This window comes from Paramagnetospirillum kuznetsovii, from assembly GCF_003284725.1.
Classification (GTDB): domain Bacteria; phylum Pseudomonadota; class Alphaproteobacteria; order Rhodospirillales; family Magnetospirillaceae; genus Phaeospirillum; species Phaeospirillum kuznetsovii.
Genome location: NZ_PGTO01000002.1, coordinates 131,595 through 156,053 on the forward strand (window position 1 = coordinate 131,595; position 24,459 = coordinate 156,053).

Sequence of the window (24,459 nt, forward strand, 5' to 3'; positions counted from 1 at the left end):
ACAAGAACCCCGGCCATCCTCCCATGGCCGGGGTTCGCTTTTTGGGGGCTCTCACCGCGATCTCTTGCCCTGACGCCGCCCGCCCACTACCTTGGGAAGGAGGAGGAGACCCGTCATGACGTTTCGCGGTACCGATAGCTATGTGGCCACCGAGGATCTTTTGGTGGCGGTCAACGCCGCGCTCCGGCTGGAGCGCCCGCTGCTGATCAAGGGCGAGCCCGGCACCGGCAAGACCGTGCTGGCCACCGAGGTGGCCCGATCGCTGGGACGCCCCCTGATCCAGTGGCACATCAAGTCCACCACCAAGGCGCAGCAGGGCCTGTACGAATACGACGCGGTGGCGCGATTGCGGGATTCCCAATTGGGCGATCAGCGCGTCCACGATATTTCCAACTACATCGTCAAGGGCAAGCTGTGGGAGGCCTTCGAGGCCCCCGAGCCGCCGGTCCTGCTGATCGACGAGGTGGACAAGGCCGATATCGAGTTCCCCAACGACCTGCTGCTGGAACTGGACCGCATGGAGTTCCATGTTTACGAGACCAAGCAGGTCATCCGGGCGGAACGTCGGCCGCTGGTGATCATCACGTCGAACAACGAGAAGGAACTGCCCGACGCCTTCCTGCGGCGATGCTTTTTCCACTACATCCGCTTTCCTGACCGCGAGACCATGGAGCGCATCGTCGCGGTGCATTTCCCCGCCATCAAGCCACTCCTGCTGCACGAGGCACTGACCGCCTTCTTCGATATCCGCGAGGTTCAGGGGCTGAAGAAGAAGCCTTCTACCTCGGAACTGCTGGACTGGATCAAGCTGATCCTGGCCGAGGATCTGAGCCCCGAGGATCTGCGGGCCAAGGATTCCCGCACGCTGATCCCCAAACTGCATGGGGCGTTGTTGAAGAACGAGCAGGACGTCCACTTGTTCGAACGCCTGGCCTTCATGAGCCGGCGGGAGGGACGCTGATGGGGCTGGTTGTCCGCTCCGCCAATCCAGACGATATGGCCGAACTGGTGGCCATGCTGCGGGAACTGGCGGCGTTCGAGCGGGCTCCGCCGGAATCGCTGCGCTGCCAGGAGGAGGATTTTCGCCGCGACGGTTTCGGGCCAAACCCTCGCTTCGAATGTCTGTTCGCCGAACTGGATGGGCGGAGAGTCGGCTTCGTCACCGTCCTTCCCACCTATTCCAGTTGGCAGGCCCGGCCGGGTCTCGTGATCCATGACCTCTTCGTGCGCGAGACCGCCCGCGGCCAAGGTGTCGCCCGCGCCTTGGTGGAGCGGGTCGCCAGGATGGCGGCGGAGCGCAAATGCGGGCGCGTGGATGTCAATGTCTTGAACTGGAACAGTGCCCGCGCCTTTTATGAGAAGCAGGGATTCGCCGCGCAGGGGGATTGGGTGCTCCATCGTCTGACCCTGGCAGAACCGCGACAGGGAGAAACCGTATGACCACCATCCAGTGGACCGAAGCCATGAGCGTCGGCGTCGAGGCCTTGGACGACGACCACAAGCATCTGATCCACCTGATCAACGGCCTGCATTATTCCGACACCGGCTTCGTCGAGCTGTTCAACGAGCTGTTGGACTATGTGGGTGGCCATTTCGAGCGCGAGGAACAGTTCCTGGACTCCATCGGCTATCCCGGCTTGGATGGTCATCGCGGCCAGCACGACGTCTTCGCCGATCAGGTTTCCGCCATGCTGAAGCAGTATCGCGCCGAAGGCTTCACCGATACCGACCAGCGGGTGGCCGACTTCCTGTGGACCTGGCTGAAGGGGCATATCCTCATCGAGGATCTGAAATACGCCGCCTGGGCCAAGGCGAAGGCGGGGTAGTTTGGTGTCCTTCAATCGCCGGGCGCGCGTCTCCGCGCGCTTGGCTTTCGCGCCACGAGGCGCGCCGACCTTTGGCCGCAACTTCTCGCCAAGAGCTCGTCCATAAGCCATGTTCCTCACTCTGTTCCTCGAACTACGCGATGCCAAGGTGCCGGTCACTCTGAAAGAGTACCTGACGCTGATGGAGGCTTTGCAGGCCGGTGTGGCGGAACAGTCGGTGGACACCTTCTATTATCTGGCGCGGTCCTGCCTTGTTAAGGACGAGCGCAATCTCGACAAGTTCGACCGGATTTTCGGCAAGGTGTTCCAGGGCGTGCTGACCGAGGCCGACGCCCTGTCCGACGCCATCAAGGCGGCCATCCCCGAGGAATGGCTGCGCAGGCTGGCGGAAAAGCATCTGAGCCCGGAAGAAATGGCCGAGATCAAGTCGCTGGGCGGCTTCGACAAGCTGATGGAGACGCTGAGGAAGCGCCTCGAGGAGCAGAAGGAACGCCACCAGGGCGGCTCCAAATGGATCGGTACGGCTGGCACATCGCCGTTCGGCGCCTATGGCTACAACCCGGAAGGCGTCCGCATCGGCCAAAACGAGTCCCGCCATCGCCGCGCCGTCAAGGTGTGGGACGAACGTGCCTTCAAGAATCTGGACGACGGCCTTGAACTGGGCACCCGCAACTACCGCATCGCCCTTCGCCGCCTGCGCAAATTCGCCCGCGAGGGCGCCGCCACCGAATTGGACCTGCCCGGCACCATCCGCTCGACGGCGCGTTCCGGCGGCATGCTCGACCTCCAGATGGTGCCCGAGCGCCACAACAAGGTGAAGGTGCTGCTGCTGCTCGATATCGGCGGCTCCATGGACGAGCATGTGCGCACCTGCGAGGAGCTGTTCTCGGCGGTGCGCTCCGAGTTCAAGCACCTGGAGCATTTCTACTTCCACAACTGCCCCTATTCCGGTCTGTGGAAGGACAACCGCCGCCGCCACCAGGACGTCACCCATACCTGGGACGTGATCCACACCTTCCCGTCCGACTACAAGCTGATCTTCGTCGGCGACGCCGCCATGAGCCCCTACGAGATCACCGTGCCGGGCGGCGCGGTGGAGGAATGGAACGAGGAGCCGGGCCATGTGTGGATGCAGCGCCTGCTGGACCAGTGGCCCAGCGCGGCCTGGCTGAACCCCACTCCGCAATCGCGCTGGCAGTGGACCCATTCCACCGGAATCCTGGCCCAGCTCATGGGGGGCCGCATGCATCCCCTGACCCTGGAAGGTCTCGATCTGGCCATGCGCGACCTCAATCGCGGCGCGTCGGCGCGCTGATCGTTTGTCATCAAAGTGAAACCCCGGATCGGCGACGCAGCGGCTACCATGCCGCCGCCGATTGGACTTTTGGGGGATGACCGTGATGTCGCGCACCTTGCTTGCCGCAGCCGTGATGGGAACCGTTGCTTTCGCCGGGGTCGCCCCGGCGGCAGAGCCGCTGAAGGTCGCCAAGGTGGAATTCACCGCCACGCCCGTGCCGGTCACCGACGTGGACATGGCGGTCGGGCACTCCAAGTCCTCCGCCATCCTCACCTTGACCGACGGCACCACCCGCACCATTCCCTTCGCTCCCGACGTGATCTGGAACAGCGGCCAGCGCATCGGCGGCCGACAGGTCGGCGTGGTGGTGGACAAGTTCGGCAAGCCCATGCCGCGCTCGGCCCCCGACAAGAAGGGCCTGGTCGCCAAGGGACCGTTCGTGTCGCCCGGCCAGGACGCCAATTCGCTGCTGGTGGGACCGGACGGCAAGCTGCGGCTGGTCACCCATCTGGAATACGTGGCCGAGGCTCCGAACGTCGAAGAGGGCAGGCCGCTGGTCAACACCTATGGCCTGCTGCCCGCCATGATGCATGTGACCGAACTGGCCCAGGATCCGAAGACCGGCACCCTGACCGCCATCAAGGTCGCCAATGTGGATGCCGGAGCGGTGGGCGGCATCTGGATTCCGTGCAACGGCTCCACCACGCCGTGGATGACCCATCTGGGCAGCGAGGAATACGAGCCCAACGCCCGCTACTATGAGACCCGGCCGCTGGAGCCCATGAATCTCTATCTCGGCACGTCGGGCAAGCTGTCCTCCCAGGGTGGCGCCAATCCCTATGCTTATGGACATCCCGTCGAAGTCAGCATCGGCAAGGACGGCAAGGCGAAGGCGGTCAAGCACTATGCCATGGGCCGTATCGCGCTGGAGATGTTCGAGATCATGCCCGACAAGCGCACGGCCTATGCCGGTGACGACGGGCGCGATACCATGATGCTGATGTTCGTCGCCGACAGGGCGGCGGATCTGACGGCGGGGACTCTCTACGGCGCCAAGTGGGAGCAGACCTCGGCGGCCGATGGCGGTGCCGCCACGCTGTCCTGGATTCGCCTGGGTCACGCCACCGAGGCCGAGATCGCCAAGCTGATCGCCAGGCACATCAAATTTTCCGACATCTTCGAGGTCGCCGCCGCCCCGGCCGAGGGCTTCACGCCGGTCTTCGTCTATCCCGGCTACGATGTCGAGGGCGGCAAGCAGACCCTGGAATATCTGAAGGTGAAGCCGGGAATGGAGAAGGCGGCGGCCTTCCTGGAAACGCGGCGTTATGCCGCCATGCAGGGCGCCACCACCGAATTCACCAAGATGGAGGGCATCGCCCTCGATCCCCAGGGCAAGACCCTGTTCACCGCCATGTCCTATATGGAGCAGGGCATGCTGGAGGGCAAGAACGACAAACGGCCCAATGACCATGTGCGCCTGGCGGGCGATCCCGCCGATCTCGTCTGCGGCGCCGTCTATGCCACCCGTCTCGCCGGGGGCGCCAGGGATACCGGCGGCGCGGCCATCGCCAGCGACTGGGTGGGAACCAGCGTCAAGGCCTTGGTGACGGGGGCCAAGAAGCCCAAGGACCAGACCGCCTACGGCGCTTTGGACAAGTGCGACACCGACAAGGTGGCCAATCCCGACAATCTGTCGTTCTCGCCCGCCATGCGCACCCTGTTCATCGGAGAGGATTCCGGCAACCACCTCAACAATTTCGTCTGGGCCTATGGGGTGGACGACGGCAAGCTGGCGCGTATCTTCTCGGCCCCGGCCGGGGCCGAGAATACCGGGCTGCGGATAGTGGAAAACGCCAAGGGCTTCGCCTATCTGCTGGGCAATATCCAGCATCCCGGCGCCGAGGAGGATCTGTCCAGCTATCCCGCCGAAATCCGCGCCAAGTTCCGCACCATGGTCGACAAGCGCGGCACCACCGGGGTGCTCGCCATCCTGCCGGCCATGACCCGCTGATCAGCGGATCGGGGTCGGCAACGGGAAGACGTCGGCCATGGACATGGAGCGGCCGTCGGACTGCACCATCCGGCAATGGCGGCGCGTCAGCGCCCTGGGCTCGGGCACGCCGCAGGAATGGGCGATGGTGCAGACTTCCTTTTCCATGTTCTTGACGTAGTGGGCCACCCGGTCGGCCTTGTTGAAGGGGTCGAGCCCCCGCTGCAGCTTGGGATCGTGGGTGGTCACGCCGGTCGGGCAGGTGTTCTTGTTGCACTGCATGGCCTGAATGCAGCCCAGGGCGAACATGAAGCCACGGGCGGAATTGACGAAATCCGCCCCCATGCACAACGCCCAGGCCACTTCGGCCGGATTGACCAGCTTGCCCGAGGCGATCACCCGAACCCGGTCCTTCAATCCCCATTTGACCAGCAGGTCCACCACATGGGGCAGGGATTCCTGGATGGGCAGGCCCACATAGTCGATCAGGCTTTGCGGCGCGGCCCCGGTGCCGCCATCGGCGGAATCGATGGTGATGAAGTCGGGCGCGCTGGCGACGCCGCGCTTGTGGATGCGCTCGCACAGGTCGTCGAACCAGTCGAAATCGCCGAACACCGTCTTGAATCCGGTGGGCTTGCCGGTCACCACCCGCACGTAGTCGATCATGTCCAGCAGGCCGTCGGCGCTGTCGATCTCGGGGTGGCGGTTGGGGCTGATGGAATCCTGGCCGACCGGAATGCCGCGAATGGCGGCGATTTCCGCGGTGACCTTGGAGCCGGGAAGAATGCCACCCTTGCCCGGCTTGGCGCCCTGGGCCAGCTTGATCTCGAACATGCGGATGCATTCCAGCTCGGACAGTTCGTGCATCTTGCCTTCGTCCAGGCTGCCTTCCAGATCGCGGATGCCGTATTTGGCGGTGCCGATCTGGTAGATGATGTCGCAATTGCCTTCCAGGTGATGGGGCGACAGGCCGCCCTCGCCGGTATTGAGCCAGCATCCCGCCTTGGCGGCGCCCATGGACAGGGCGCGGACCGCAGGCACCGACAAGGCGCCGAAGCTCATGGCCGAGATGTTGAACAGTGAATCCTGGAAATAGGGCTTGCGACAGGCCGACCCGCCGATTTCCACCAGCCGGGGGGCCACCGCCTCTTCATCCAAGGTGGGGAAGGCAGCGTTAACGAAGATCAGCTCGCCCGGCACCCGCAAGACGCGGGTCGAGCCAAAGGCGACGGTGGAATCCAGGTTCTTGGCCGCCCGGTAGACCCAGGCGCGCTGTGCCCGGTTGAACGGCATCTCCTCGCGGTCCTGGGCGAAGAAATACTGGCGAAAGAATTCCCCCAGATATTCGAAGAAGTAGCGGAAGCGGCCGATGACCGGATAGTTCCGCCGCACCGCGTGCTGGGTCTGGGTGATATCGATGACATAGACCACCGCGACCACCGCCAGGATGGCGCCGATGGCAAGAATGGCGACGGCCATGAACATGCTGTTGGCCGCCTGCACCAGATCGACGAAGGATCCCATCCAGAGCTCTCCCACCCATCCCGTTGGACTGAAAGGATGCCGTGGGTCGAACGCCCTGTCACGGCGGAATTGTCGGCGGCGGCCGCGTCGAGATCAGACCGCTAGGCGGCTTTCCAGGTGGAGGGAACAGGAATCATAGAGCTGTTCCACCAGGATGCGGGCGATGCCGGGCGTCAGGCTTGGATCGCGAGCCAGCAGGACGGCGCGGGCGGCTTCGCGTTCCTCAAGACGGTCAAGCCCCACCAGACGTGCGGCGGTGATGGCATTGCCGATAATCGCGATGAGCGAGCCTTCCATGACACCTTATCCGATCTCAAATATCATGGCCGCATCTTCCGTCCGGGGGCTGACTGGGCGCCAGCCACAAATGGAAATTATTTGTGAGTCAATGTGATAAGAGCGAGCGTTGCCCGCATGGATCAAGATGGCATGCCGCGGGGATCGCAAGCGGCGGCGGTGATGATCATGGGGCAGGCTAGGGTGGGGGCCTTAGTCCAATTATTGGTGATAACAGGGGCTTGCATTCCTGTGGAGTTTGGGCTAGCCTCTCTACAACTGGGATGAAAATATATCCCGGTTTGGCCCTTTGAGGCCGCTAGAATCGGCGCAGCCTCAAAAGGCCAGCGAATATCAAACGGCTTAGTCCAGAAAGGATACCGCCATGGCTGACGTAACACTCTCATCCGCTATCCGTAGCAACCTGCTGTCCCTGCAGGCTACCGGCTCCCTCGTTGATCGCACCAACACCCGTCTGTCCACGGGCTTGAAGGTCAGCTCCGCCATCGATGACGCGGTCTCGTTCTTCCAGAACAAGTCGCTGAAGGATCGCGCGGGCGATATGGCCTCTCGTAAGGACGAAATCGACCAGGGCATCAGCAATCTGACGACCGCTCTGGGTGGCGTGACCGCCGCCGAAAAGCTGCTCACCCAGATGAAAGGTATCGTGCTGTCGGCCAAGTCCGCTTCGGAACTGGATCGGCAGACTCTCGGCACCCAGCTGATCACCTTGGCTTCTCAGCTGAACTACCTCGCCAACGACACCTCGTACCAAGGTTTGAACCTGGTCAACTCGACCGGTTCGAACATTAAGGTGCAGTTCTCGGAAAAGACCGCGAACGTGCTCCAGGTCGATGGTGCCGACGTGCGTGTCTCCGGTGGTCTGGTCATGACCGCGTTCACCATGAACGCCAGCTTGATTGCCGGTTCTCTCGGCATCTCCAAGATCTCCGGTGTTTCGATGTTCGCGGGCTTCTCCTCGGTGTCCGCCTCGGTGTCGGTGTTCGATGCCTACATCGCCATGTTCGACTCGGGCGTGACCTCCGTTCGCGGTACGGCCAAGACCCTGGGTTCGAATGTCGCGCTGCTGCAAACCCGCGCCGACTTCACCAAGGAATACATCAACACCATGAAGATTGGTGGCGACAAGCTGGTGCTTGCCGACCTCAACGAAGAAGGTGCCAACCTGGTGTCGCTGCAGACTCGTCAGCAGCTGGGCATTCAGGCTCTGTCCTTCGCCAACCGTTCGGAGCAGGGCGTCCTGTCGCTCTTCCGTTAAGTCTTGGTTGGTTGATTGGGTTGTTACGATGGGGCGGAGGGCGCTATGCGCCTTCCGCTCTTTTCTTTTGCCGTTCAGGTGGCCTGGGCGGGATTTCTGCCGATGAATCCGAGGGCTATCAACGCAACATTAACCAATACTCGGCCATGCTGATGCATTGGACGCTTGTGATATTGGAGGTTTTGACTCATGGCCTATCCCACTGCCGACCAAGGCAAATATAGGTCTGTTCCCGCGGAGGGAAATCCTCGGGAGACCGAAGCCTGGGCGCTGACGGAAACGGCGCGGCGCCTGTCGGAGGGCTTGTCGGAATCGGTTTCAATCGACGACTTTCTGGCGGCAGTCAGGCTGAATTGGCGGTTGTGGACGATATTCCAGGCCGACTTGTCCATGCCGGACAGCGAAGTTCCGTTGGAGATGCGCCAAAACATGCTGGCTCTGGCCAATTTCGTCGATAAGAGATCGGTCGAAATCATCGCCACCCGGAACCGCACCTTGGTGAACGCCCTGATCAACATCAATCGGCAACTCGCCAGTGGCCTATTCACCGTTGTTCCGCCGAAAGAGGGCGTCGAGCCCGCTCCGCAGTCCGGTCTGTCGACCAACGAAGTGGTCTGATCGGTTCTGGTGGCATCGGTATCAGTCTTAGGGGGAATCCGTGAGCACCAACGAAAGCCAAGTTGCGTCCGCCGTAGCCGAGCAATTCCGCAGCCAAATGGCCGAGTATCGGCGTGAAAATGACGACCAAAAGGCCCTGGAAGCGGCCGAGGCCGCCCTCCAGGATCCCGCCCTGTCCGTCGAGGCCACCTGCGCCTTGGCCGCTATCTATTATCGCGCCGGTGCACTGGGCTATGCCATCAAGATGCTCGCCAGCCTGATGGAGAGCACGACCTATCCTAACGATATTCCCGAAGTACTCGCGGTGCTTTATGCTCAGGCGGGTTGCCTTTCAGATGCCCTTTATCTTGCCAAATTGGCCACAACCGAAAAGCCAGCTCATGATGTGCTGGATTATTTCGGCCCAAGCTTTCCTAAATTCGCCGATGCTTTTGCCCAGGTTTCCGCCAAACCTTTGATGGCGAGCGGCATGTCCGAGATGAATGCGGGCAATCTGGATCGGGCCAAGTTCCTGGTGCAGCAACATCTCATCATCCTGCCCAACGACGTCGAGGCGCTTGATGCCTATGCGCGAATTCTGACGCAGCTTGGCGAAATCACGGACGCCATCGGGATATTGCGCAGTGTTTCCACACTTGCGGGGCCGTCGGCCACCCTGCTTAGCCGTATGGGCCACTGCCTGATTCAGGTTGGCGACTTCCAGGAAGGGCTGGCATGCCACCACGAGGCGGTTGCCCGAGCCCCCACTTCGGCCCCGATTCTGGGTGCCGCCATGGCCGACATGCGGTTCTTTGACCGCCCCGAAGCCGCCGCCACCGGAATTCCGGACACTTGGGCGACCCAGTTGGCCAGTGCCGCGCCCAAGACCGTGCGGACTGCCCCCAAATATGCGGGCGCCAGTCCGGTTCGCATTTGCTACCTGTGCTCTTCGCTGGACAGCGACGAATTGCGCGGCATGGTCGGCGCCATTGCCCGCTCTCATGATCGGTCCCGGGTCACCGTGGTCGGTTTCGGCAAGGGCGAGGCGGAAGGTCAGAACAACCAATGGTCGCGCGGCGCCTTCGATCTGTGGCGCGACGTCTCCAGTCTTGATGTCACCACCATGGGCGCCCTGATTCGTGGCGAGGGAATCCATGTGGTCATCGATGCCGATGGATTGCTCGCGCCCGCCAGAAGCAGCCTGTTCCAGCGCAACACGGCTCCGTTGCAGGTCAGTTGGCTGCACGCGCCGGTCACCGGACGCGCGCCCGGCAATTACGTGTCGTTCAGCCCCGGCTCTGGCGATATGGGCGAGGGCCGTCTGGCCCTTGCAGGCGGCCGCTACTGCCTTTCCGGCTCCACGGGCGCCGCCCCGGTGGCGAGTCCCGCGCCCATGGAATCCGGCGAGACCATCACATTTGGCGTTGAACTGAGCCGCGCCGAACTCAATCCCCGGCTTGCCATGGCCTGGGGCCGAATTCTACAGGCGGTGCCAGGTTCCGTCCTGCTGTTCCGCGACACCGGCATGTTTGGCGATCAGGCTTCCATTGATCGGATCGTCAGCCTGTTCGGCAATGCCGGTGTGTCCCACCGTATCGATGTGGTCAAGGGCGGCGATCGCGCCGAATTTGCCGCCAATATCGACATTGCGTTGCTGCCGTTCCCATCGGCGAACATCCTCGCCTATGGAGAAATCCTGTGCGGTGGTGCTCCGGTCGTGGCACTGAGCAGCAGTGGGTCCGGCGCGGATATGGGGGCATTCCTGACGCAGGCCGGACTCGGCGATGCCCTGGTGGCGGCCGATGTTGCGGCCTATGTGGCGGCGGCCTCTGCCCTGGCCGGAGACAAGGCGGGGCTGGTGGCGCTGCGCCGTGGCTTGCCCGAGCGTCTCGCTTCCGTTCCGTCGTTCTCGGCCAAGGGTTTTGCCCGCATGGTCGAGGACGCGGTGATCGGCGCCCTTGGACAGTTGCAGGCGTGATGACAGGGCATGGCGGAGGCGTTGAGTCCCTGAAGCAGCGGAATCTTGACGCCTTCCGCCTGCGCTTCCCCGAGATTCATGCCCGTCTGTCCGCCATAGTCCATCCCGTTACCCGGATTGTCGAGCAGGACGGCGTCCCCATCGACATCGATCTGGGCACGGGACGTCTGTACAAATGCGATGGACGTGACCTGGCCCTGAAGCAGGCGGAGGACTTCATCGAGTCGCCGCGTCGTGTCGGCTATCAGGTCAACAATGCCATGACCGGGGACAGCCCGGTTTCGTTGCGCCTGTTCGCTCGGATCGTCGAAAGCACGCGCGAGCACAAGGCCACCGTCCTGACCGGCGCTCCCGTCGCCCGGTCGGGCTTTCTCTTCGTGTTCGGCCTCGGCCTTGGTCACCACCTTCCGGCCTTGGTGGAAGGCTTGGAAACCGAATGGATCGTGGTGGTGGAGACCATCGAGGAATTCGTTCTCCACTCCCTGTCCACCATCGACTGGGCGGCCATCTTCGAAAAGTGCGACAACTCGGGCACGCGCCTGAACCTGATTCTGGCCGAGCAGCCGGTGCAGCTTCAGCGCGAGATCCAGGATCTGATGGAAGAGCAGGGCGAATTGGGCATCGACGGCTCGTTCTACTATCGCCATTACCCGTCATGGCCGCTGGACAAGACCTTCGAGGATCTCGTCAATAATGTCCCGTTGAAGATGATTCAGCGCGGCTATTACGAAGACGAGCGCAAGATGCTGTGGAATACCATAGCAAATTTGCAGAAATACGACTGTCATATGCTGTCGGGCGAATTCCAGCTTCATGCACCGGCGCCGGCCTTCCTGATTACCTCGGGGCCGTCGCTCGATTACGATCTCGACTACATCAAGCAATGGCGGGATCACGCCATCATTTTTTCCGGCGGTTCGTCCCTGCAGGCGCTGTTGGCCAAGGGGATCGTTCCCGACTACCACGTGGAACTGGAAAACGTGGTCCAGGTCTGGGACTTCTTCGACCACATGCTGGACCTCAACCAGGACAAGTTTCCCGACCGCCGCTTCACCGGCATCAAGCTGATTGCCTCGGTGACGGTCAATCCGCGCGTTTCGGCGCTGTTCGACGAATCATATTATTTCTTTCGCGACAGCGTCAGCTCCTCGGTCTGCTTCGCCGACAAGTTCCCCATCATGACGGCCATCGGCCCCAATGTGGCCAATACCATCGTGGCGGTGGCGGCCCGACTTGGCTTTCGCCACGTCTACATGTTCGGCATGGATTGCGGTTGGCGCGATGGCACCGCCCATCACTCCAAGAATACCGCCTATTACACCTCCAAGACCTTCATGACCGAGAAGATGGAGAGCGAGTACACCTGTCCCGGCAATTTCGGTGGCACCATCCAGTCGACCATGGTGCTGTCCTGGACCCGCGACATGCTGGAGGGCAAGGCCCAGAAGTTCGGTTTGCGCGCCTTTAATTGCAGCGACGGCGCCCTGATCAGGGGGGCGGTCCCCAAATTGGCCGAGACCCTCGAATTCGAAGGCAAGCCCATCGACCGCGAGAAATGCTTCACCCATGTGCGGGAGAAGGCAACCTTCCTTGAGAAGGGAACCTATCTCCACCAATTCGACTTCGACGGCTTCGTCGCCGAGATCGACGTCTATGAGAAAATGATCTGCGATCTGTGCGACGAGATCGAACGGGATGGCCACGACTTCCGCTGGATGCTGCGCCAGCTTGCCGACATGAATCGGAAGTGGACCACCAGCGCCTATTCCCATGTCTATCCGGTGTTCCAGGGCCCCACCATCGGCATGGCCAAATGCGGCTGCGTTTTCCTCAACCGGATCGAGGATGCCGGGCAACTGGCTTTGGTCTTCAAGGACTTCCTGGCGGAATACCGCCAGATCCACGTGGATATGGCGGTGGAAACCCGCGCTATCTTCGCCGACGCCAAAACCTGGATCAATGGTGGGCCGGAACCGAAATGGGCCGCCGGATTGCAGACCGCGCCGGGTTACACCTTCTAGACGGAGAGGGCGATGACCGAGTCCGTGTTTGAGCGGGCGGTGACCTTCCAGGTTCGCCAGCAGTTCTCCGAAGCGGCCGAACTGTTCGACCGGATCCTCGCCAACACCCCGGACGATCCCGAGATATGCTGGCGCGCCAGCATTTGCGAGATGCATAACAACCGGCCAGACCGCGCATTGGCCTTGATCCGCGACGCCATTCGTCTGAGCGGCGGCTCGCCCGCCATGGCCCGACACGAGGCCAATCTGCTGCAGCAGAGCTATCGCATCCCGGAGGCCATGGCTGTCCTGGAACGGGCGGTGGCCAAGGCCCCGACCGAGGTGGAGACCCTGGCGATGCTTGCCGACCTCCGCCACTTCGCGCGGGACTATCAGGGGGCGGTTCAGTGCCATATGGCCGTCCTTGCGGTGGACCCCGACAATCTCGACGCCATCGACGGATTGCGCGGTGTCCATTTCAGCATGGGGCAAAGTGACGCCGCCCGGGAATGGAAGAGTCTCGGCGCCGAAAAGCGAGCCGAACTTGAATTCGATTATGGGCCACTGGTGCTGTCCGAAGAGGTTTCGGAACTCTCCGACGCCGAATATGCTCGCGCCCTGACATGCCTGGAAGCGGTCGAGACCATGATCGCCCGCCGCGAGGGCCTGAATGCCGACCATGTGGGAAGACCGGCGGGACAATGGACCTGCGACGAGGAGTCCCGCAGCCTTTATCGGCTGTTACGGACGCGCGATCGCGACGTGATTCGGAAGTTGCGGTTCTACGCCCAGGAATTCAGCGGCATTAAGCTTCCCACCATGGAGCCCGCCGTTGACCGGCCCCACATCGATGCCAAGGTGCCGGACAACTATGATGAATTCCTCAGAATATGGTCGCCGCTGCCGCCGCGGGACTATTTGGATCATATCCGGGGGATGCCGGACCGGTTACGGCTGGTTCAGCCCCGAAAATTCGCCGAGATCGGCTGGGCTTACGATGGCGGCATCATCAATCTCGATACTTATTTCACCCTGGTCTATGTGACGGAACTGGATGCCAACGGCATCCTGACCCATCTGAAGCAGCGGGCCGCGATTGGTCCGGCCCTGGCTTTGGAAATCGGTGGCGGTTACGGCAATCTCGGCTTCAATGTCCGCAGGCTGGTGCCCAATACCCGATATATCATCGTGGACTTGCCGGAATCCCTAGCCTTTTCCTCCATCTACCTCTCGACCCTTTTCCCAGAGGCAGAGACCGAGTTCGTCGATGTCGGCGCGCAATGCCGCCAATTGGACCGGCCGGGATACTCCTTCGTGTCGGCGGCGGCCTTTCAGCCCGGCGTCTTGGGCGAGCGCCGCTTGGATCTGGCCATCAACACCATGTCCTTGGCCGAGATGAGCGACGCCCAGAAAAGCCATTACGGTGCGGGGATCGGCAGTTTGCTGGACGATGATGGCGTGTTCTTCGAGCAGAATCAGACCATCATCGGTGGGCTCGATTACGTGGGCAGTTTCATGATGCCCTATTTCGCGGAGCGAAGCGGCTTTGTCCGGACCGATCTACCCCATGTCCATGCCGGGCGCGGCAATCTTTGGCGTCGGCCGCGCCGGGACGTGGCCATGGCGGCGTTCGGCCGCTAAACCAGCGCCAGCCAATCCTGGGCCGCGTCACGATCGGCTTCCATGTCCTCGGGCGGTCGGGTGCGGATCGTCCGGTGCAGCAGCGCCGACCAGAAGCGGTGGCCGTTGTAATGACGCTTGGCCCAGTCGTGGGCGTCTTGCGCGATCCGCGCCGCCAGGTCGGGGCGCCTGCCGATGAAATGGGCGATGTGGACGATGTCCTCCACATTGGTCCAGGGCAGGTAATGGCGGTAGGGCGTGAAGAATTTGGCGGTGGCGGGATTGTCTTGCTCCACCAGCAAGGCTCCGGCGGCGATGGTCTCCCAGACCCGTCCGGTCACCAAATGATCGTCGGCGGCGTGGCGCGACACATTCAGATTGGCCTGTGTTCGGGTCAGCAGCCGCGCATAAGCGTCGGTATCGCCGGTCTCCGCATGACGGCGGGCGCCCGTGATGGCGGTGAAGGCGATGTCCTCCGTCATCAGCACCGCCAGCACCATGATGCGCGGCTGCCAGGCGATATTGCCGACGAAGGTCAGGCCCGGCCGTCGTTCGGCGTGGTCCAGGAACGAAGAATGCAGGCTGGGCAACGGCACGATCACCACCTTGTCGCCGCCCTCTTGCCGAATTTGCGATAGGGGATCACCCATCACCATGGCGTCGCAGGCGGGCAGCCAGGACTGCAGCAGCGGCATGGCATGGCGATGGGCATCGCGCATGAGGCAAGCCAGCCGGAAGCCGAGCCTTGCCTTCAACGCCACCATCATGGCCGGGTTGACGCCGCGCAGGCTGAGGGGCTGACAGTCCAGGATCACCACGTCGGGGCGCAGGCGTTCCATGGCGGCGACAAAAACATCGACTCGGTTGGCCACCTCGCCGTCGGACCCCACGAAGTCCCTGCCCATGATGATGGCGCTGTCCAGATAGAGGTGCAGATCAACTCCCGCATCCCGGGCGGAACGCCCGAAATGTTCGGCCAAGTCATTGGGCAGGGCGCGATGATTGAAGCTGACCATCACCACCTTGACGGCGGGTGGCGGCGGATCATCGGGCAGGGGAACGACCGGCAAATCGGCTTCGTCCAGCGCGAAGGCCGCCTCGATGCGTTTCGCCAGTTCCGTCTCGATGGTCTCGTCATAGGGGCGAATGGCGCCGTCGAAATGGCCGATCAGAGGGTCGGGGCCGCCGGACACGCCGCCCCAGATGGAGGTGAACAGCGAGCGCGCCAGATGCGGCTTGCCGATCATCATGGCCACCGCCCCCATGTCGAACACATGGCCGGGAGCAATGGGCCAGCGGTCCGTCCAGCGGGTGATGAAGGCGGTGGCGCGCTCACATCGATCCATGGCGACCAGATGTTCGATCAGGCCGCGGTGCCGCCCGCTCCATTGACCGTCTTCCGCCAGCAAGGATTCCAGGGCGTCAAGGGTGGCGGCGTCGTTGTCCAGGGCCAGCAATTGCAGCAAGGCGTCGCAGCGGGAAGGCCCCGATCCGCCAATCTCTCCAAGCACGACTCGGGCGTCATCTGGTTTTCCGGCTCGCCGCAGCATCTCCGCCAGACGGAGTTGGAAGAAGGATTGCCCCGGCATCAGCGACAGGGCCATGCGGCAGGCGTCGATCTCGGCGTCGAAACAGCCGTAATGGTGCAGGCGTTCGGCCAGGGATCGCCATAGGGCCTGTGGCGGCAGACCCGCCTGGGCCAGCCAGGACTGTGTCACCTGTCGCAGGCCGTCGGCGATGACCTCGGGGGCTTCGTCGGCGATCCAGCCGCTGGCGATGGCCGCCATGGCGGCCGGTGCGATTGGGTTTGCCATCAATGACTCTTTATCATGGGTTGCAGCAGCCTAATCCAGTCGCACCGGTCTGTCTTCCTCTCGACCGCGACGCCGGAACAATTCCGGCAAGGCGCCGCGCCTCAGTTTGCCTCCCTCGGTCTTCGGAAGTCCGGCGACGCAAGCCATGTGGCAGCGTCCGACCCAGACCGGCAGCGCCATGGCCGCCGCCTTTCTGGCGGCGGCACCGTCCTGGCCGGGTCGCAACACCAGGGCCACATGCAGTTCATCGCTGCCGTCCGGACCGGGAAGGCCAAGGACGGCGGCCTCGGCCACGGCGGCGACCGCGCGGCGAATGGTGTCCTCCAAGGTAATGGGCGCCACCTTGATGCCGCCGAAATTCAGCATGTCGTCGCGGCGGCCGAGAAGTTGGAAGCGACCATCGGCAAGGCTGCGGCCCAAATCGCCGCTGAGAAACCAGCCGTGGCGGAAGGCGTCGGCCGACGCCGCTTGGTCTTGGTAGCGATCGGCCATGCCGGGGGCGCGCATGGCGACGATGCCATCCTCGCCCTCGGCCACACGGTGCCCCGCCTGATCCAGGATGGCGATCTCCACCCCGGGCGCGGCCTTGCCGATTGCGTTTTCATCCATCAGGCAAAGGGCGCTGCCGACCTCGTTGGCGCCGTATCCGACCTGAATCTCGGCCCCCAAGATCCGGCTGGCCCGCTGGCGAAGCACGGGCGTCACCGGAGCGCCGCCGGTGGTGAGCAGCGGCACCGGCGCCCCCGACGAAGGCCCCGTCTCCAAAAGCGCGTCCAAGACGGCGGGCAGGCACCAGACATGGGTGGCGCGATGGTTCCAGGCGGTGGCGAGGGCGGCGGGAAAGGCGATTTTGGCCCCCCGGCGCAGGCAGGCCTCGGCCCGCGTCTCCACCGCGTTGAGGGCGAAGGAATACAGGGCGAGAAAAACCGAGCCCGCATCCAGCCCCGATGTTCGGGCCACATGATCGACCCGCCAGTCCCAGGCGGCGGCCGATAGCGGAATTCCCTTGGGTATCGCGGTGGTCCCCGATGTCCAGATCACCCGGCAGGGCGACGGCCGGGTGAGCGCAGGCCCCTCGGATTGGGGCGGCAGGGAAAACGCCCATCGCAGCCAGTCCGCGTCGAGGCTGTGCCGTCGGCATGGCCCCAGATCCGAATGGGACAAGATCAGATCGGTGAAGGGGCGCAAGACCTCGGGAAAGCCGTGGGATTGCCATTGGTCGGCGGTGAAGGAGGTCGAACACGCCCCCTGCGCCTCGCAGGCGATGATCAGCAGCCAGTGGATATAGGGATCAGGGTGTTCCAGCGCCACCCGGGCACCGGCGGCAACCCCAAGCGCCGCGACGGCGCGGCGGAACCGATGGGCGTCGGCCCGGAACCTGCCATAGGAAATGACAGCCTCACCGACCGTCAGGGCGATCTTGTCGGGATCGCGCCCGGCATGGAGATCAAGCCAGTCAAGCTTGCTCCGGGGCGGGGCCTGTTTCGTCGATCCGATGATCACGTCCTCCGCGCGCACGGCCCATCAGTCCATTGAGCAATGCACTCTAGGGGAGCTCCAGGGCAGTGCCAAGGCTTCCGCCGAAATGACCCGTGCCCTGATTTCCGGTTGAGACGCGGTCTGCGTTTCCCGCCGCAACCACATGTCACGGACGGGGGTGGATACCACTTTCAGGGTAAAAATTTCATCTATGGCATTAGATATATGCCACGGTCTGACTTCCCTGCTGGTCATGAACCTGTTCGACACCAACGCGGTAATGCATTTTCCATGGTTGCTGCTGGGACCGGCGGTCTTTCTGATGATGCGCCACGGTTCGGGCATCGTCGTCCTCTCCGCCCTTTGCGTCGGCGGGGGAGAACTTCTGCAGGGCGTGGCGCTTGATGAGAGCATCGGCAGCGGGATTCGCTGCGCGGTGGCGCTCTCCACGGGGGGCTGGGTTTACCGGCGCACCGGCATCGGCCTTGCCATCTGCAAGAAGATCATCGAACGCCATTTTGGGCGAATCTGGCTGGAGTCGGCGCAGGACAAAGGAACGACCTCTTCTTTACCCTGCCGGACGGCCACGTCGCTCCATCAGCCGCCTCCCCGCCAGGATCGTGATTTCCCGAATCATCGGGCGAGGCGTTTTTCGGGTGACAGGCCAAGGTTGCTAAATTATAGATTCACCAGGATAGGCAAGCATTTTATCCCGGCGGTGTCCTTGATCTGAGCCAAGGCCCATAGCCCCGAAGGTGGCCGAGTGGAGATCGTCGTCAAAGCCTTCTCGCGTCCATTTTATCTGGACCGTTGCCTGACATCCATCCGCGCCAATCTGGATAATTTCACCGGCATCACCGTTCTCGATGACGGGCTGCTGCCCCCATTCCGCCAAGCCATCGCCGAACGCCACCCCGATGTCCGTATGGTCTCGGCGCCATGGTCCGACGTCAAACCCGTCATCATCCGCGAGCGCACCCGCCAACCGGTGGACATGGGTGAAACCGGTCCCCGCAATGACCTTGCCGCCGCCCTGGAGCGGGTTCTGGTCTGGCCCAGCAGCATGGACCCGCTGCCGTTCTGGCATCAATCCATCAGTGCCATGGACTCGCGCTACATCATGCTGATCGAGGAGGACACCTGGATCACCACCCATCTGGATGTGGCCGTGATCGAAGCCGAGATGACGCGTGCCGACTGCCTTGTGGCATCGCTGTATTCCCAACGGGCCCAAGCCTTCGAATCAGTGCGCGGCCGGACCTGTGTCGGCGAGGCCGCCGCGTTGGAAGTCATGAACGCCCCCATGCCGCCCCGCCGTCAGATCATCGACACCTATTTCCCCGTCAGCCTTGCCATCTTCCGCCGCGACTTCTGGCTGCGATGCCATGCCGGAATCCAGTTCTGGATTCCCGAATCCCCGATCCATGATCAGGCCATGACGGTGCTCGGCGACATGCTGGAACGCGGCGAGAGGCCATCCTTCGCCCGCATCACGCCCCAGGTGCTCGATCACGGATTTTCCCTCTCGACCCGCATACCACCGTCGCAATACGGCAGTGACGTCACCCTTTATGACATCTCCGATCTATTATCGGAGGCATGGCGGACCGGGCGACTTGATGCCATGCGCGATTTCCCTCTCGATTTCTCGGAGAATTATCTCTCGGCCATGATCGCCGCAAGCCTGGGCGGCGACGCGGCCGGGGAATGGCTGCGGCTGCGGCGCAATTACGAGGCCGCCTACGCCATGGCCATGCACCGCAAGGACGAGACGGCCGACAAGGGGGCATAACGCACGACACCACAACCGGCATGGGAGGGCGCCGTGGTTGCTCCACGGGACTGCGCCACAAGGGTGCTACACACGCCCGGATCGGGGGTGGCGAAAGGCGCGGATTTCCTTGCGAGGAGAAGTTGGCTGGGGCGCCAGGATTCGAACCTGGGAATGCCGGTACCAAAAACCGGTGCCTTACCGCTTGGCGACGCCCCACCAGCGCGGGTCGCGCACCATAATCCGAACCGCGACGGGTTTCAACGCCCTATCCCAACAACGGCGCCGGGGCCACCCACCAGTTGGGGCGGGCGGCATGCAGGTTGGTGGCGGCGGCGCGGGCGGCGTCCTCGGTGGCGAACAGGCCGAAGCAGGTGGCGCCCGATCCCGACATGCGGGCCAGCAGGCAGCCATCGGCGGCGGAAATGGCGGCCAGCATCTCGCCCACCACCGGTTCGATGCTGACGGCGGCGGGGGTCAGGTCGTTGCGCCGGGCGCCCAGGGCATCGGCCAGGGCCTTGGCGTCGGCCGGGCTTTCGGTCAAGGGATCGAAGGCGGAGAAGGGGCCGGTGCGGGCCTTGAACACGGCGGGCGTGTGCAGCGGCACCATGGGATTGACCAGGACCAGCCAGGCGGGGGGCAGGGCCGGGGCATCGCTGAGAACCTCGCCGACGCCCTGCATGCGGGTGGGCTTGCCCGCGAGGCAGACCGGCACGTCGGCGCCGATGGACAGCGCCAGCGCCCGCATGCGCTCCTCGGACAGCGCGACGTTCCACAACTGGCTTAAGCCCTTCAGGGCGGCGGCCGCGTCGGCGGAACCGCCGCCGATTCCGGCGGCCACCGGCAGGCGCTTGGTCAACAAGATGGAGGCGCCGGTCTTGACGCCCGCGATCGCGGCCAGCAGGCGGGCGGCCTTCAAGACGATATTCTCGCCTTCGGTCGGGATCAGGGACGCGGTGGGGCCGGTGACGTCCAGGCTCAGTTCGGCGGCCGGTTCCATGTCCAGGGTATCGCCGATTCCGGCGAAGGCCACCAGGGAATCCAGCAGGTGATAGCCGTCGTCGCGCTTGCCGACCACATGCAGGGTGAGATTGACCTTGGCGGGAGCGAATATGGTGATCATGGATGGTCTTACTTCAGTGGTTGGCCGGGCAGTTGGCCGGTGGAGATCTTGGCCTTGAGCGGGTCGATCTGCTCGGGCTCGGGGTCCAGGCTCATGGCGCGCTTCCACTGGAACCGGGCCTCGTCATAGCGGCCCACTTGCCACAAGGCATCACCCAGATGTTCGTTGATGGTGGGGTCTTCCGCCTTCAATTCGGCGGCGCGCTCCAAATACCGGACGGAGGCCTGGAACTCGCCCATGCGGTACAGCGCCCAGCCCAACGAATCCACGATGGCGCCGTCATTGGGGCGCAGCTCCACGGCGCGTTCGATCAGCTTGCGGCCCTTTTCCAAATTGATCCCCTGGTCCACCCAGGTATAGCCCAGATAGTTGAGCACGTCGGGCTGGTCGGGCTTGAGCCGCAGCGCCTCCAGGAAGTCCTTTTCCGCCTTGGGCCATTGGTGCGAACGTTCCAGCGCGATGCCGCGCGCGTAGAACAGGCCCCAATTGCGGGAATCGGCGCTGCCGCCCGCCTTGACCAGGGCCAGATCATAGGTGTCGGCCGCCTCGGCGAAGCGCTTGTGCCGCCGTTGCACATCGCCCAACGCCATCAGGGCGTCATGGTTGTCGGGGGTGGCGGCGGCCAGGGATTTCAGTTCGGCGATGGCGCGATCCACTTCGCCCATCTCGTCCAGATTGACCGCGAGACGCAACCGGGCGAAGCCGGAGACTTGGGCGGAGACCGGAATGGCGCGATAGACCTCGTTGGCTTCGGCCAGCCGCTTCTGGTGGCCCAGGGTGTCGGCCACCAGGATCTGCGCCATGGGGAAATCGGGCCGCAGCGCCAGGGCGAGGCGCGAGAACACCAGGGCGAGGTCGTGGGCATTGCCCTGGCGCACCAGCGAGGCAGTGTCGAACATGGCTTCGGCAAGGCCGTCGGCGGCGGTGGCGACGGTGGCGGGCGGTCCCGCGCCCGCGGCCAGAAGACGCCGGGCGTCCAACAGCGAGCGGTCGCCGTGCTCCTTCAGGTAGCGCTGATACAGTTCGGCGGCGGCATCCATGCGACCGGCGCGCTGATAGAAGGTGCCGACGGCTTCCACCGTGCGCACGCTGGTCTGGGCGGCGAGGGCGGCCTTGTAATGGCCCTCCGCCAGATCGGGCCTACCCGCCTGTTCGGCCATCAGTCCGGCGTGAAACTCATAGATGGGGGCGAAGGAGGAGGTCTCCTCCCGTGGCGCCAGCAGCGCCAGACCGCCGTCGAAATCCCCCTGGCCCGCCTTGGCCCAGGCGGTCAGCAGCGGCCCCAGGAAGCCGTTGATGCCCTTCTTGGGCAGAATGGCGAATCGCTTCTCGGCGGCGGCGAACCGTCCGTCGCGGCCATCGCGGGCTCCCATCATCATGGAGGGAAGCGCCGCCTCGCCGTCGATGATCAGCAAGCGCTCGGCCATGACGGCGGCTTCGTCCAGACGGCCCTCGGCCACCAGCAGGGTGAAGGCGCGTTGTTGCAGGTCGAGATTGTCGGGATCGCGGCGAGACGCCGTGGTGAAATAGTCGGCGGCGGCGCGGGTGTCGCCATGGGATTGGGCGAAGCGCCCCGCCAGATAGGCGCCCAGCCCGGCCTCGAGGCGGGACTCGTCGGCCATGTCGCCGTCGTCGCGGCCGGTCCGGCCGCCCGATTGGGGCATGCAGCCCCACAGCGCGGCGACGACGACCGCGAGGCTCCAGAGACGACCGACGGATATCACCATGTGCTCCAACCAAAAACCGGGATGCGGTCCCTTGGCGTCTCCCGACGAGACGCCAAGGCCCCAGCTTTACATGTTGGGATAATTCGGTCCACCGCCACCTTCGGGAACCACCCAATTGATATTCTGGGTGGGATCCTTGATGTCGCAGGTCTTGCAGTGCAGGCAGTTCTGGGCGTTGATCTGCATGCGCGGATTGGAACCGTCGTCATTGCGGATGATCTCGTAGACCCCGGCCGGGCAGTAGCGCTGCTCGGGGGCATCGTAATGCTCCAGATTGATGGCCACCGGCACGGCTGCGTCGCGCAGCTTGAGATGGGCCGGTTGGTTCTCCTCGTGATTGGTGCTCGAGATGAACACCGAGGACAGCTTGTCGAAGCTGACCACCCCATCGGGCTTGGGATAGGCGATCTTGGGGCATTCCGACGCCTTCTTCATGGCCAGATGGTCGGGATGGTGGTGGAGCGTCCACGGCATCTTGCCCCGGAACAGATAGGTCTCCAGCGCCGCATAGGCGATGCCGCCCCACAGGCCCCAGTGGAAGCTGGGGCGGATGTTGCGGACCTGATGCAGTTCCGGCCACACCCAGCTTTTCTTCAGATTCTCGCCATAGGCGGTGACCTCGTGGGTGGCGCCTTCATGCGCCAGCGCCTCGGCGACGGCCTCGGCGGCCACCATGGCCGACTTCATGGCGGTGTGGGTGCCCTTGATCTTGGGCACGTTGAGGAATCCGGCGGTATCGCCCACCAGGACGCCGCCGGGGAAGGTCAGCTTGGGGATGGACTGGAGGCCCCCCTCGGACAGGGCGCGGGCGCCATAGCTGACCCGCTTGCCGCCCTCGAACAGGGGACGGATGGCGGGATGGGTCTTGAAGCGCTGGAATTCGTCGAACGGCGACAGATGCGGATTGGCGTAGTCGAGTCCGACCACGAAGCCCACCGCCACCTGATTGTTTTCCAGGTGATAGAGGAACGACCCGCCATAGGTCTGGGTATCCAGCGGCCAGCCGACGGTGTGCAGGATGGTGCCGGGCTTGTGCTTGGCCGGATCGATGTCCCACAGCTCCTTGATGCCGATGCCGTAGGTCTGGTCCTCGCAATCCTTGCGCAGATCGAAGCGCTCGAACAAGGTCTTGGTCAGGCTGCCGCGGCAGCCTTCGGCGAAGATGGTCTGGCGCGCCCACAGCTCGACGCCCGGCGTGTGGTTGCCGGTGGGCTGGCCGTCCTTGCCGATGCCCATGTCGCCGGTGGCCACGCCCTTGACCGAGCCGTCCTCGTGATAGAGCACCTCGGCGGCGGCGAAACCGGCGAAGATCTCGACGCCCAGCGCCTCGGCCTGGGTGCCCAGCCAGCGGGTGAAATTGCCCAAGCTGACGATGTAATTGCCGTGATTGTTCATCTGCGGCGGCGTCATCAGGCGGATGGCCTTGGACTTGGTCAGGAACATGAAGCGGTCGTCGGTGGCGGGCGTCAGCAGCGGCGCGTCCAGCTCTTTCCAGTTGGGCAGCAGCTCGGACAGCGCCCGGGTCTCGATCACCGCGCCCGACAGGATATGGGCGCCGACCTCCGATCCCTTTTCCAGCACGCAGACGTTCAGATCGGCATTGATCTGCTTCAGCCGGATCGCCGCCGACAGGCCCGCTGGCCCGCCGCCCACGATCACGACATCGAATTCCATGCTTTCACGTTCCATAACCACCCCAACTCAGAATTGACCCGGGCCTCCACGCCCTTCGGTCCCGACAGGCCAACCGCCTCTATAGCACAACAGTTGCGATGGATTCGATCACTTATGGGCATGGCTGGGGCAAGAAAATGTCGTGGTATGTTCATCGGCCCATGAAATTCGCGGTGTCAGTGCCGCAGCAGCAGCATGACAATTCCCATGGTAGCGGCCAAATTGAAGCCGAGCATCCATTTGAGAACGGCTATATCGGTGCGCATGGGCTGCAACTCGGTCTGCAACACCGACTGGGTCACCACTGAATCATGGAGCGCCGCGTCCAGCGCGCTGGCATGGGCGCGGGCCTGATCTTCGGGCACGCCGGACGCCTTCAGCGTTTCCAGGTATGCCAACTTATCGAAGGTGACAGAGCTCATGGCACCACCTTCGCTATGTTGATTATGGAAGTCAAGATCACCGTCTTAGCCGAGTCGCGCTG

At 63.5% G+C, this 24,459-nt stretch carries 20 protein-coding genes and 1 tRNA gene; 12 read left to right on the top strand and 9 right to left on the bottom strand.

The features are described from left to right. The first annotated feature begins 115 nt into the window (after positions 1 to 115). From CU669_RS03250 to CU669_RS03270, 5 genes are all read left to right on the top strand, one after another. Positions 116 to 961: an AAA family ATPase gene (locus CU669_RS03250; protein WP_112142387.1), complete on the top strand. Its 846-nt coding sequence runs from the start codon at positions 116 to 118 to the stop codon at positions 959 to 961. Further along, the gene (locus CU669_RS03255; RefSeq protein ID WP_112142388.1) at positions 961 to 1,440 is read left to right on the top strand and encodes a GNAT family N-acetyltransferase; all 480 of its coding nucleotides are present in this window, start codon (positions 961 to 963) and stop codon (positions 1,438 to 1,440) included. Before CU669_RS03250 ends, CU669_RS03255 begins: the two co-directional genes overlap by 1 nt. After that, complete coding sequence (locus CU669_RS03260; protein ID WP_112142389.1) at positions 1,437 to 1,826, top strand: bacteriohemerythrin; 390 nt, start codon at positions 1,437 to 1,439, stop codon at positions 1,824 to 1,826. The genes CU669_RS03255 and CU669_RS03260 overlap by 4 nt, the downstream gene beginning before the upstream one ends. A gap of 109 nt (positions 1,827 to 1,935) precedes the next feature. Further along, entirely contained in the window at positions 1,936 to 3,141 is a 1,206-nt protein-coding gene (locus CU669_RS03265; RefSeq protein WP_112142390.1) for a vWA domain-containing protein, read from the top strand. Positions 3,142 to 3,226: 85 nt separating this feature from the next. Beyond that, a complete protein-coding gene (locus CU669_RS03270; RefSeq protein WP_161539566.1) occupies positions 3,227 to 5,134 on the top strand; it encodes a PhoX family protein in 1,908 nt (635 codons plus the stop codon). Here CU669_RS03270 and CU669_RS03275 read toward each other — a convergent pair whose 3' ends face one another. Continuing rightward, positions 5,135 to 6,637 (bottom strand): FMN-binding glutamate synthase family protein, encoded by a 1,503-nt coding sequence (locus tag CU669_RS03275; RefSeq protein ID WP_112142392.1) that lies wholly within the window; start codon positions 6,635 to 6,637, stop codon positions 5,135 to 5,137. Between the two features lie 93 nt (positions 6,638 to 6,730). Beyond that, a complete protein-coding gene (locus tag CU669_RS03280; RefSeq protein WP_112142393.1) occupies positions 6,731 to 6,934 on the bottom strand; it encodes a hypothetical protein in 204 nt (67 codons plus the stop codon). Positions 6,935 to 7,298: 364 nt separating this feature from the next. Here CU669_RS03280 and CU669_RS03285 point away from each other — a divergent pair, with 364 nt between their 5' ends. The 5 genes from CU669_RS03285 (at position 7,299) to CU669_RS03305 (ending at position 14,408) form a co-directional block, all read left to right on the top strand. Continuing rightward, the gene (locus CU669_RS03285) at positions 7,299 to 8,192 is read left to right on the top strand and encodes a flagellin (RefSeq protein ID WP_112142394.1); all 894 of its coding nucleotides are present in this window, start codon (positions 7,299 to 7,301) and stop codon (positions 8,190 to 8,192) included. Positions 8,193 to 8,381: 189 nt separating this feature from the next. Next, positions 8,382 to 8,810, top strand: a complete 429-nt coding sequence (locus CU669_RS03290; protein ID WP_112142395.1) for a flagellar biosynthesis regulator FlaF — start codon at positions 8,382 to 8,384, stop codon at positions 8,808 to 8,810. 40 nt (positions 8,811 to 8,850) lie between these two features. Continuing rightward, entirely contained in the window at positions 8,851 to 10,767 is a 1,917-nt protein-coding gene (locus tag CU669_RS03295) for an O-linked N-acetylglucosamine transferase family protein (RefSeq protein ID WP_146747650.1), read from the top strand. After that, complete coding sequence (locus CU669_RS03300; RefSeq protein WP_112142397.1) at positions 10,767 to 12,788, top strand: motility associated factor glycosyltransferase family protein; 2,022 nt, start codon at positions 10,767 to 10,769, stop codon at positions 12,786 to 12,788. The genes CU669_RS03295 and CU669_RS03300 overlap by 1 nt, the downstream gene beginning before the upstream one ends. A 12-nt stretch (positions 12,789 to 12,800) precedes the next feature. Continuing rightward, the gene (locus CU669_RS03305; RefSeq protein WP_112142398.1) at positions 12,801 to 14,408 is read left to right on the top strand and encodes a protein arginine N-methyltransferase; all 1,608 of its coding nucleotides are present in this window, start codon (positions 12,801 to 12,803) and stop codon (positions 14,406 to 14,408) included. Here CU669_RS03305 and CU669_RS03310 read toward each other — a convergent pair. After that, positions 14,405 to 16,201, bottom strand: coding sequence for a glycosyltransferase family protein (locus tag CU669_RS03310; RefSeq protein ID WP_112142399.1), 1,797 nt, complete (start codon positions 16,199 to 16,201; stop codon positions 14,405 to 14,407). The two genes, CU669_RS03305 and CU669_RS03310, sit on opposite strands and share 4 nt — an antisense overlap. 30 nt (positions 16,202 to 16,231) lie before the next feature. Beyond that, positions 16,232 to 17,719 (bottom strand): class I adenylate-forming enzyme family protein, encoded by a 1,488-nt coding sequence (locus CU669_RS03315; RefSeq protein ID WP_112142400.1) that lies wholly within the window; start codon positions 17,717 to 17,719, stop codon positions 16,232 to 16,234. A gap of 139 nt (positions 17,720 to 17,858) precedes the next feature. On the opposite strand from CU669_RS03315, the gene CU669_RS03320 reads away from it, so the two are divergent. Both CU669_RS03320 and CU669_RS03325 read left to right on the top strand, forming a co-directional pair. Beyond that, a complete protein-coding gene (locus CU669_RS03320) occupies positions 17,859 to 18,413 on the top strand; it encodes an ATP-binding protein (protein WP_161539567.1) in 555 nt (184 codons plus the stop codon). Positions 18,414 to 18,443: 30 nt separating this feature from the next. Further along, positions 18,444 to 19,472, top strand: a complete 1,029-nt coding sequence (locus tag CU669_RS03325; protein WP_112142402.1) for a hypothetical protein — start codon at positions 18,444 to 18,446, stop codon at positions 19,470 to 19,472. 123 nt (positions 19,473 to 19,595) lie between these two features. Here the strand turns inward: CU669_RS03325 and CU669_RS03330 are convergent. The 5 genes from CU669_RS03330 to CU669_RS03350 all read right to left on the bottom strand — a co-directional run bounded on the left by CU669_RS03330 (position 19,596) and on the right by CU669_RS03350 (position 24,397). Next, a tRNA-Gln gene (locus CU669_RS03330) sits at positions 19,596 to 19,670 on the bottom strand. Positions 19,671 to 19,719: 49 nt separating this feature from the next. After that, positions 19,720 to 20,574, bottom strand: coding sequence for a 4-(cytidine 5'-diphospho)-2-C-methyl-D-erythritol kinase (locus tag CU669_RS03335; RefSeq protein WP_112142403.1), 855 nt, complete (start codon positions 20,572 to 20,574; stop codon positions 19,720 to 19,722). Between the two features lie 8 nt (positions 20,575 to 20,582). Then, positions 20,583 to 22,301 carry a tetratricopeptide repeat protein gene (locus CU669_RS03340; RefSeq protein WP_112142404.1) on the bottom strand — a complete coding sequence of 573 codons (1,719 nt, stop codon included), beginning with the start codon at positions 22,299 to 22,301 and terminating at the stop codon, positions 20,583 to 20,585. A gap of 66 nt (positions 22,302 to 22,367) precedes the next feature. Beyond that, a complete protein-coding gene (locus CU669_RS03345; protein WP_112142405.1) occupies positions 22,368 to 23,990 on the bottom strand; it encodes an electron transfer flavoprotein-ubiquinone oxidoreductase in 1,623 nt (540 codons plus the stop codon). A gap of 161 nt (positions 23,991 to 24,151) precedes the next feature. Continuing rightward, on the bottom strand, positions 24,152 to 24,397 hold the full coding sequence (locus CU669_RS03350) for a hypothetical protein (RefSeq protein WP_112142406.1): 246 nt from the start codon (positions 24,395 to 24,397) through the stop codon (positions 24,152 to 24,154). Positions 24,398 to 24,459: the final 62 nt, after the last annotated feature.

Bases quoted from the DNA above. Each gene is read 5' to 3' on its own strand.
- CU669_RS03250 (WP_112142387.1), top strand. From the start codon at position 116: ATGACGTTTCGCGGTACCGATAGCTATGTGGCCACCGAGGATCTTTTG.
- CU669_RS03255 (WP_112142388.1), top strand. From the start codon at position 961: ATGGGGCTGGTTGTCCGCTCCGCCAATCCAGACGATATGGCCGAACTG.
- CU669_RS03260 (WP_112142389.1), top strand. From the start codon at position 1,437: ATGACCACCATCCAGTGGACCGAAGCCATGAGCGTCGGCGTCGAGGCC.
- CU669_RS03265 (WP_112142390.1), top strand. From the start codon at position 1,936: ATGTTCCTCACTCTGTTCCTCGAACTACGCGATGCCAAGGTGCCGGTC.
- CU669_RS03270 (WP_161539566.1), top strand. From the start codon at position 3,227: ATGTCGCGCACCTTGCTTGCCGCAGCCGTGATGGGAACCGTTGCTTTC.
- CU669_RS03275 (WP_112142392.1), bottom strand. From the start codon at position 6,637: ATGGGATCCTTCGTCGATCTGGTGCAGGCGGCCAACAGCATGTTCATG.
- CU669_RS03280 (WP_112142393.1), bottom strand. From the start codon at position 6,934: ATGGAAGGCTCGCTCATCGCGATTATCGGCAATGCCATCACCGCCGCA.
- CU669_RS03285 (WP_112142394.1), top strand. From the start codon at position 7,299: ATGGCTGACGTAACACTCTCATCCGCTATCCGTAGCAACCTGCTGTCC.
- CU669_RS03290 (WP_112142395.1), top strand. From the start codon at position 8,382: ATGGCCTATCCCACTGCCGACCAAGGCAAATATAGGTCTGTTCCCGCG.
- CU669_RS03300 (WP_112142397.1), top strand. From the start codon at position 10,767: ATGACAGGGCATGGCGGAGGCGTTGAGTCCCTGAAGCAGCGGAATCTT.
- CU669_RS03305 (WP_112142398.1), top strand. From the start codon at position 12,801: ATGACCGAGTCCGTGTTTGAGCGGGCGGTGACCTTCCAGGTTCGCCAG.
- CU669_RS03310 (WP_112142399.1), bottom strand. From the start codon at position 16,201: ATGGCAAACCCAATCGCACCGGCCGCCATGGCGGCCATCGCCAGCGGC.
- CU669_RS03335 (WP_112142403.1), bottom strand. From the start codon at position 20,574: ATGATCACCATATTCGCTCCCGCCAAGGTCAATCTCACCCTGCATGTG.
- CU669_RS03340 (WP_112142404.1), bottom strand. From the start codon at position 22,301: ATGGTGATATCCGTCGGTCGTCTCTGGAGCCTCGCGGTCGTCGTCGCC.
- CU669_RS03345 (WP_112142405.1), bottom strand. From the start codon at position 23,990: ATGGAACGTGAAAGCATGGAATTCGATGTCGTGATCGTGGGCGGCGGG.
- CU669_RS03350 (WP_112142406.1), bottom strand. From the start codon at position 24,397: ATGAGCTCTGTCACCTTCGATAAGTTGGCATACCTGGAAACGCTGAAG.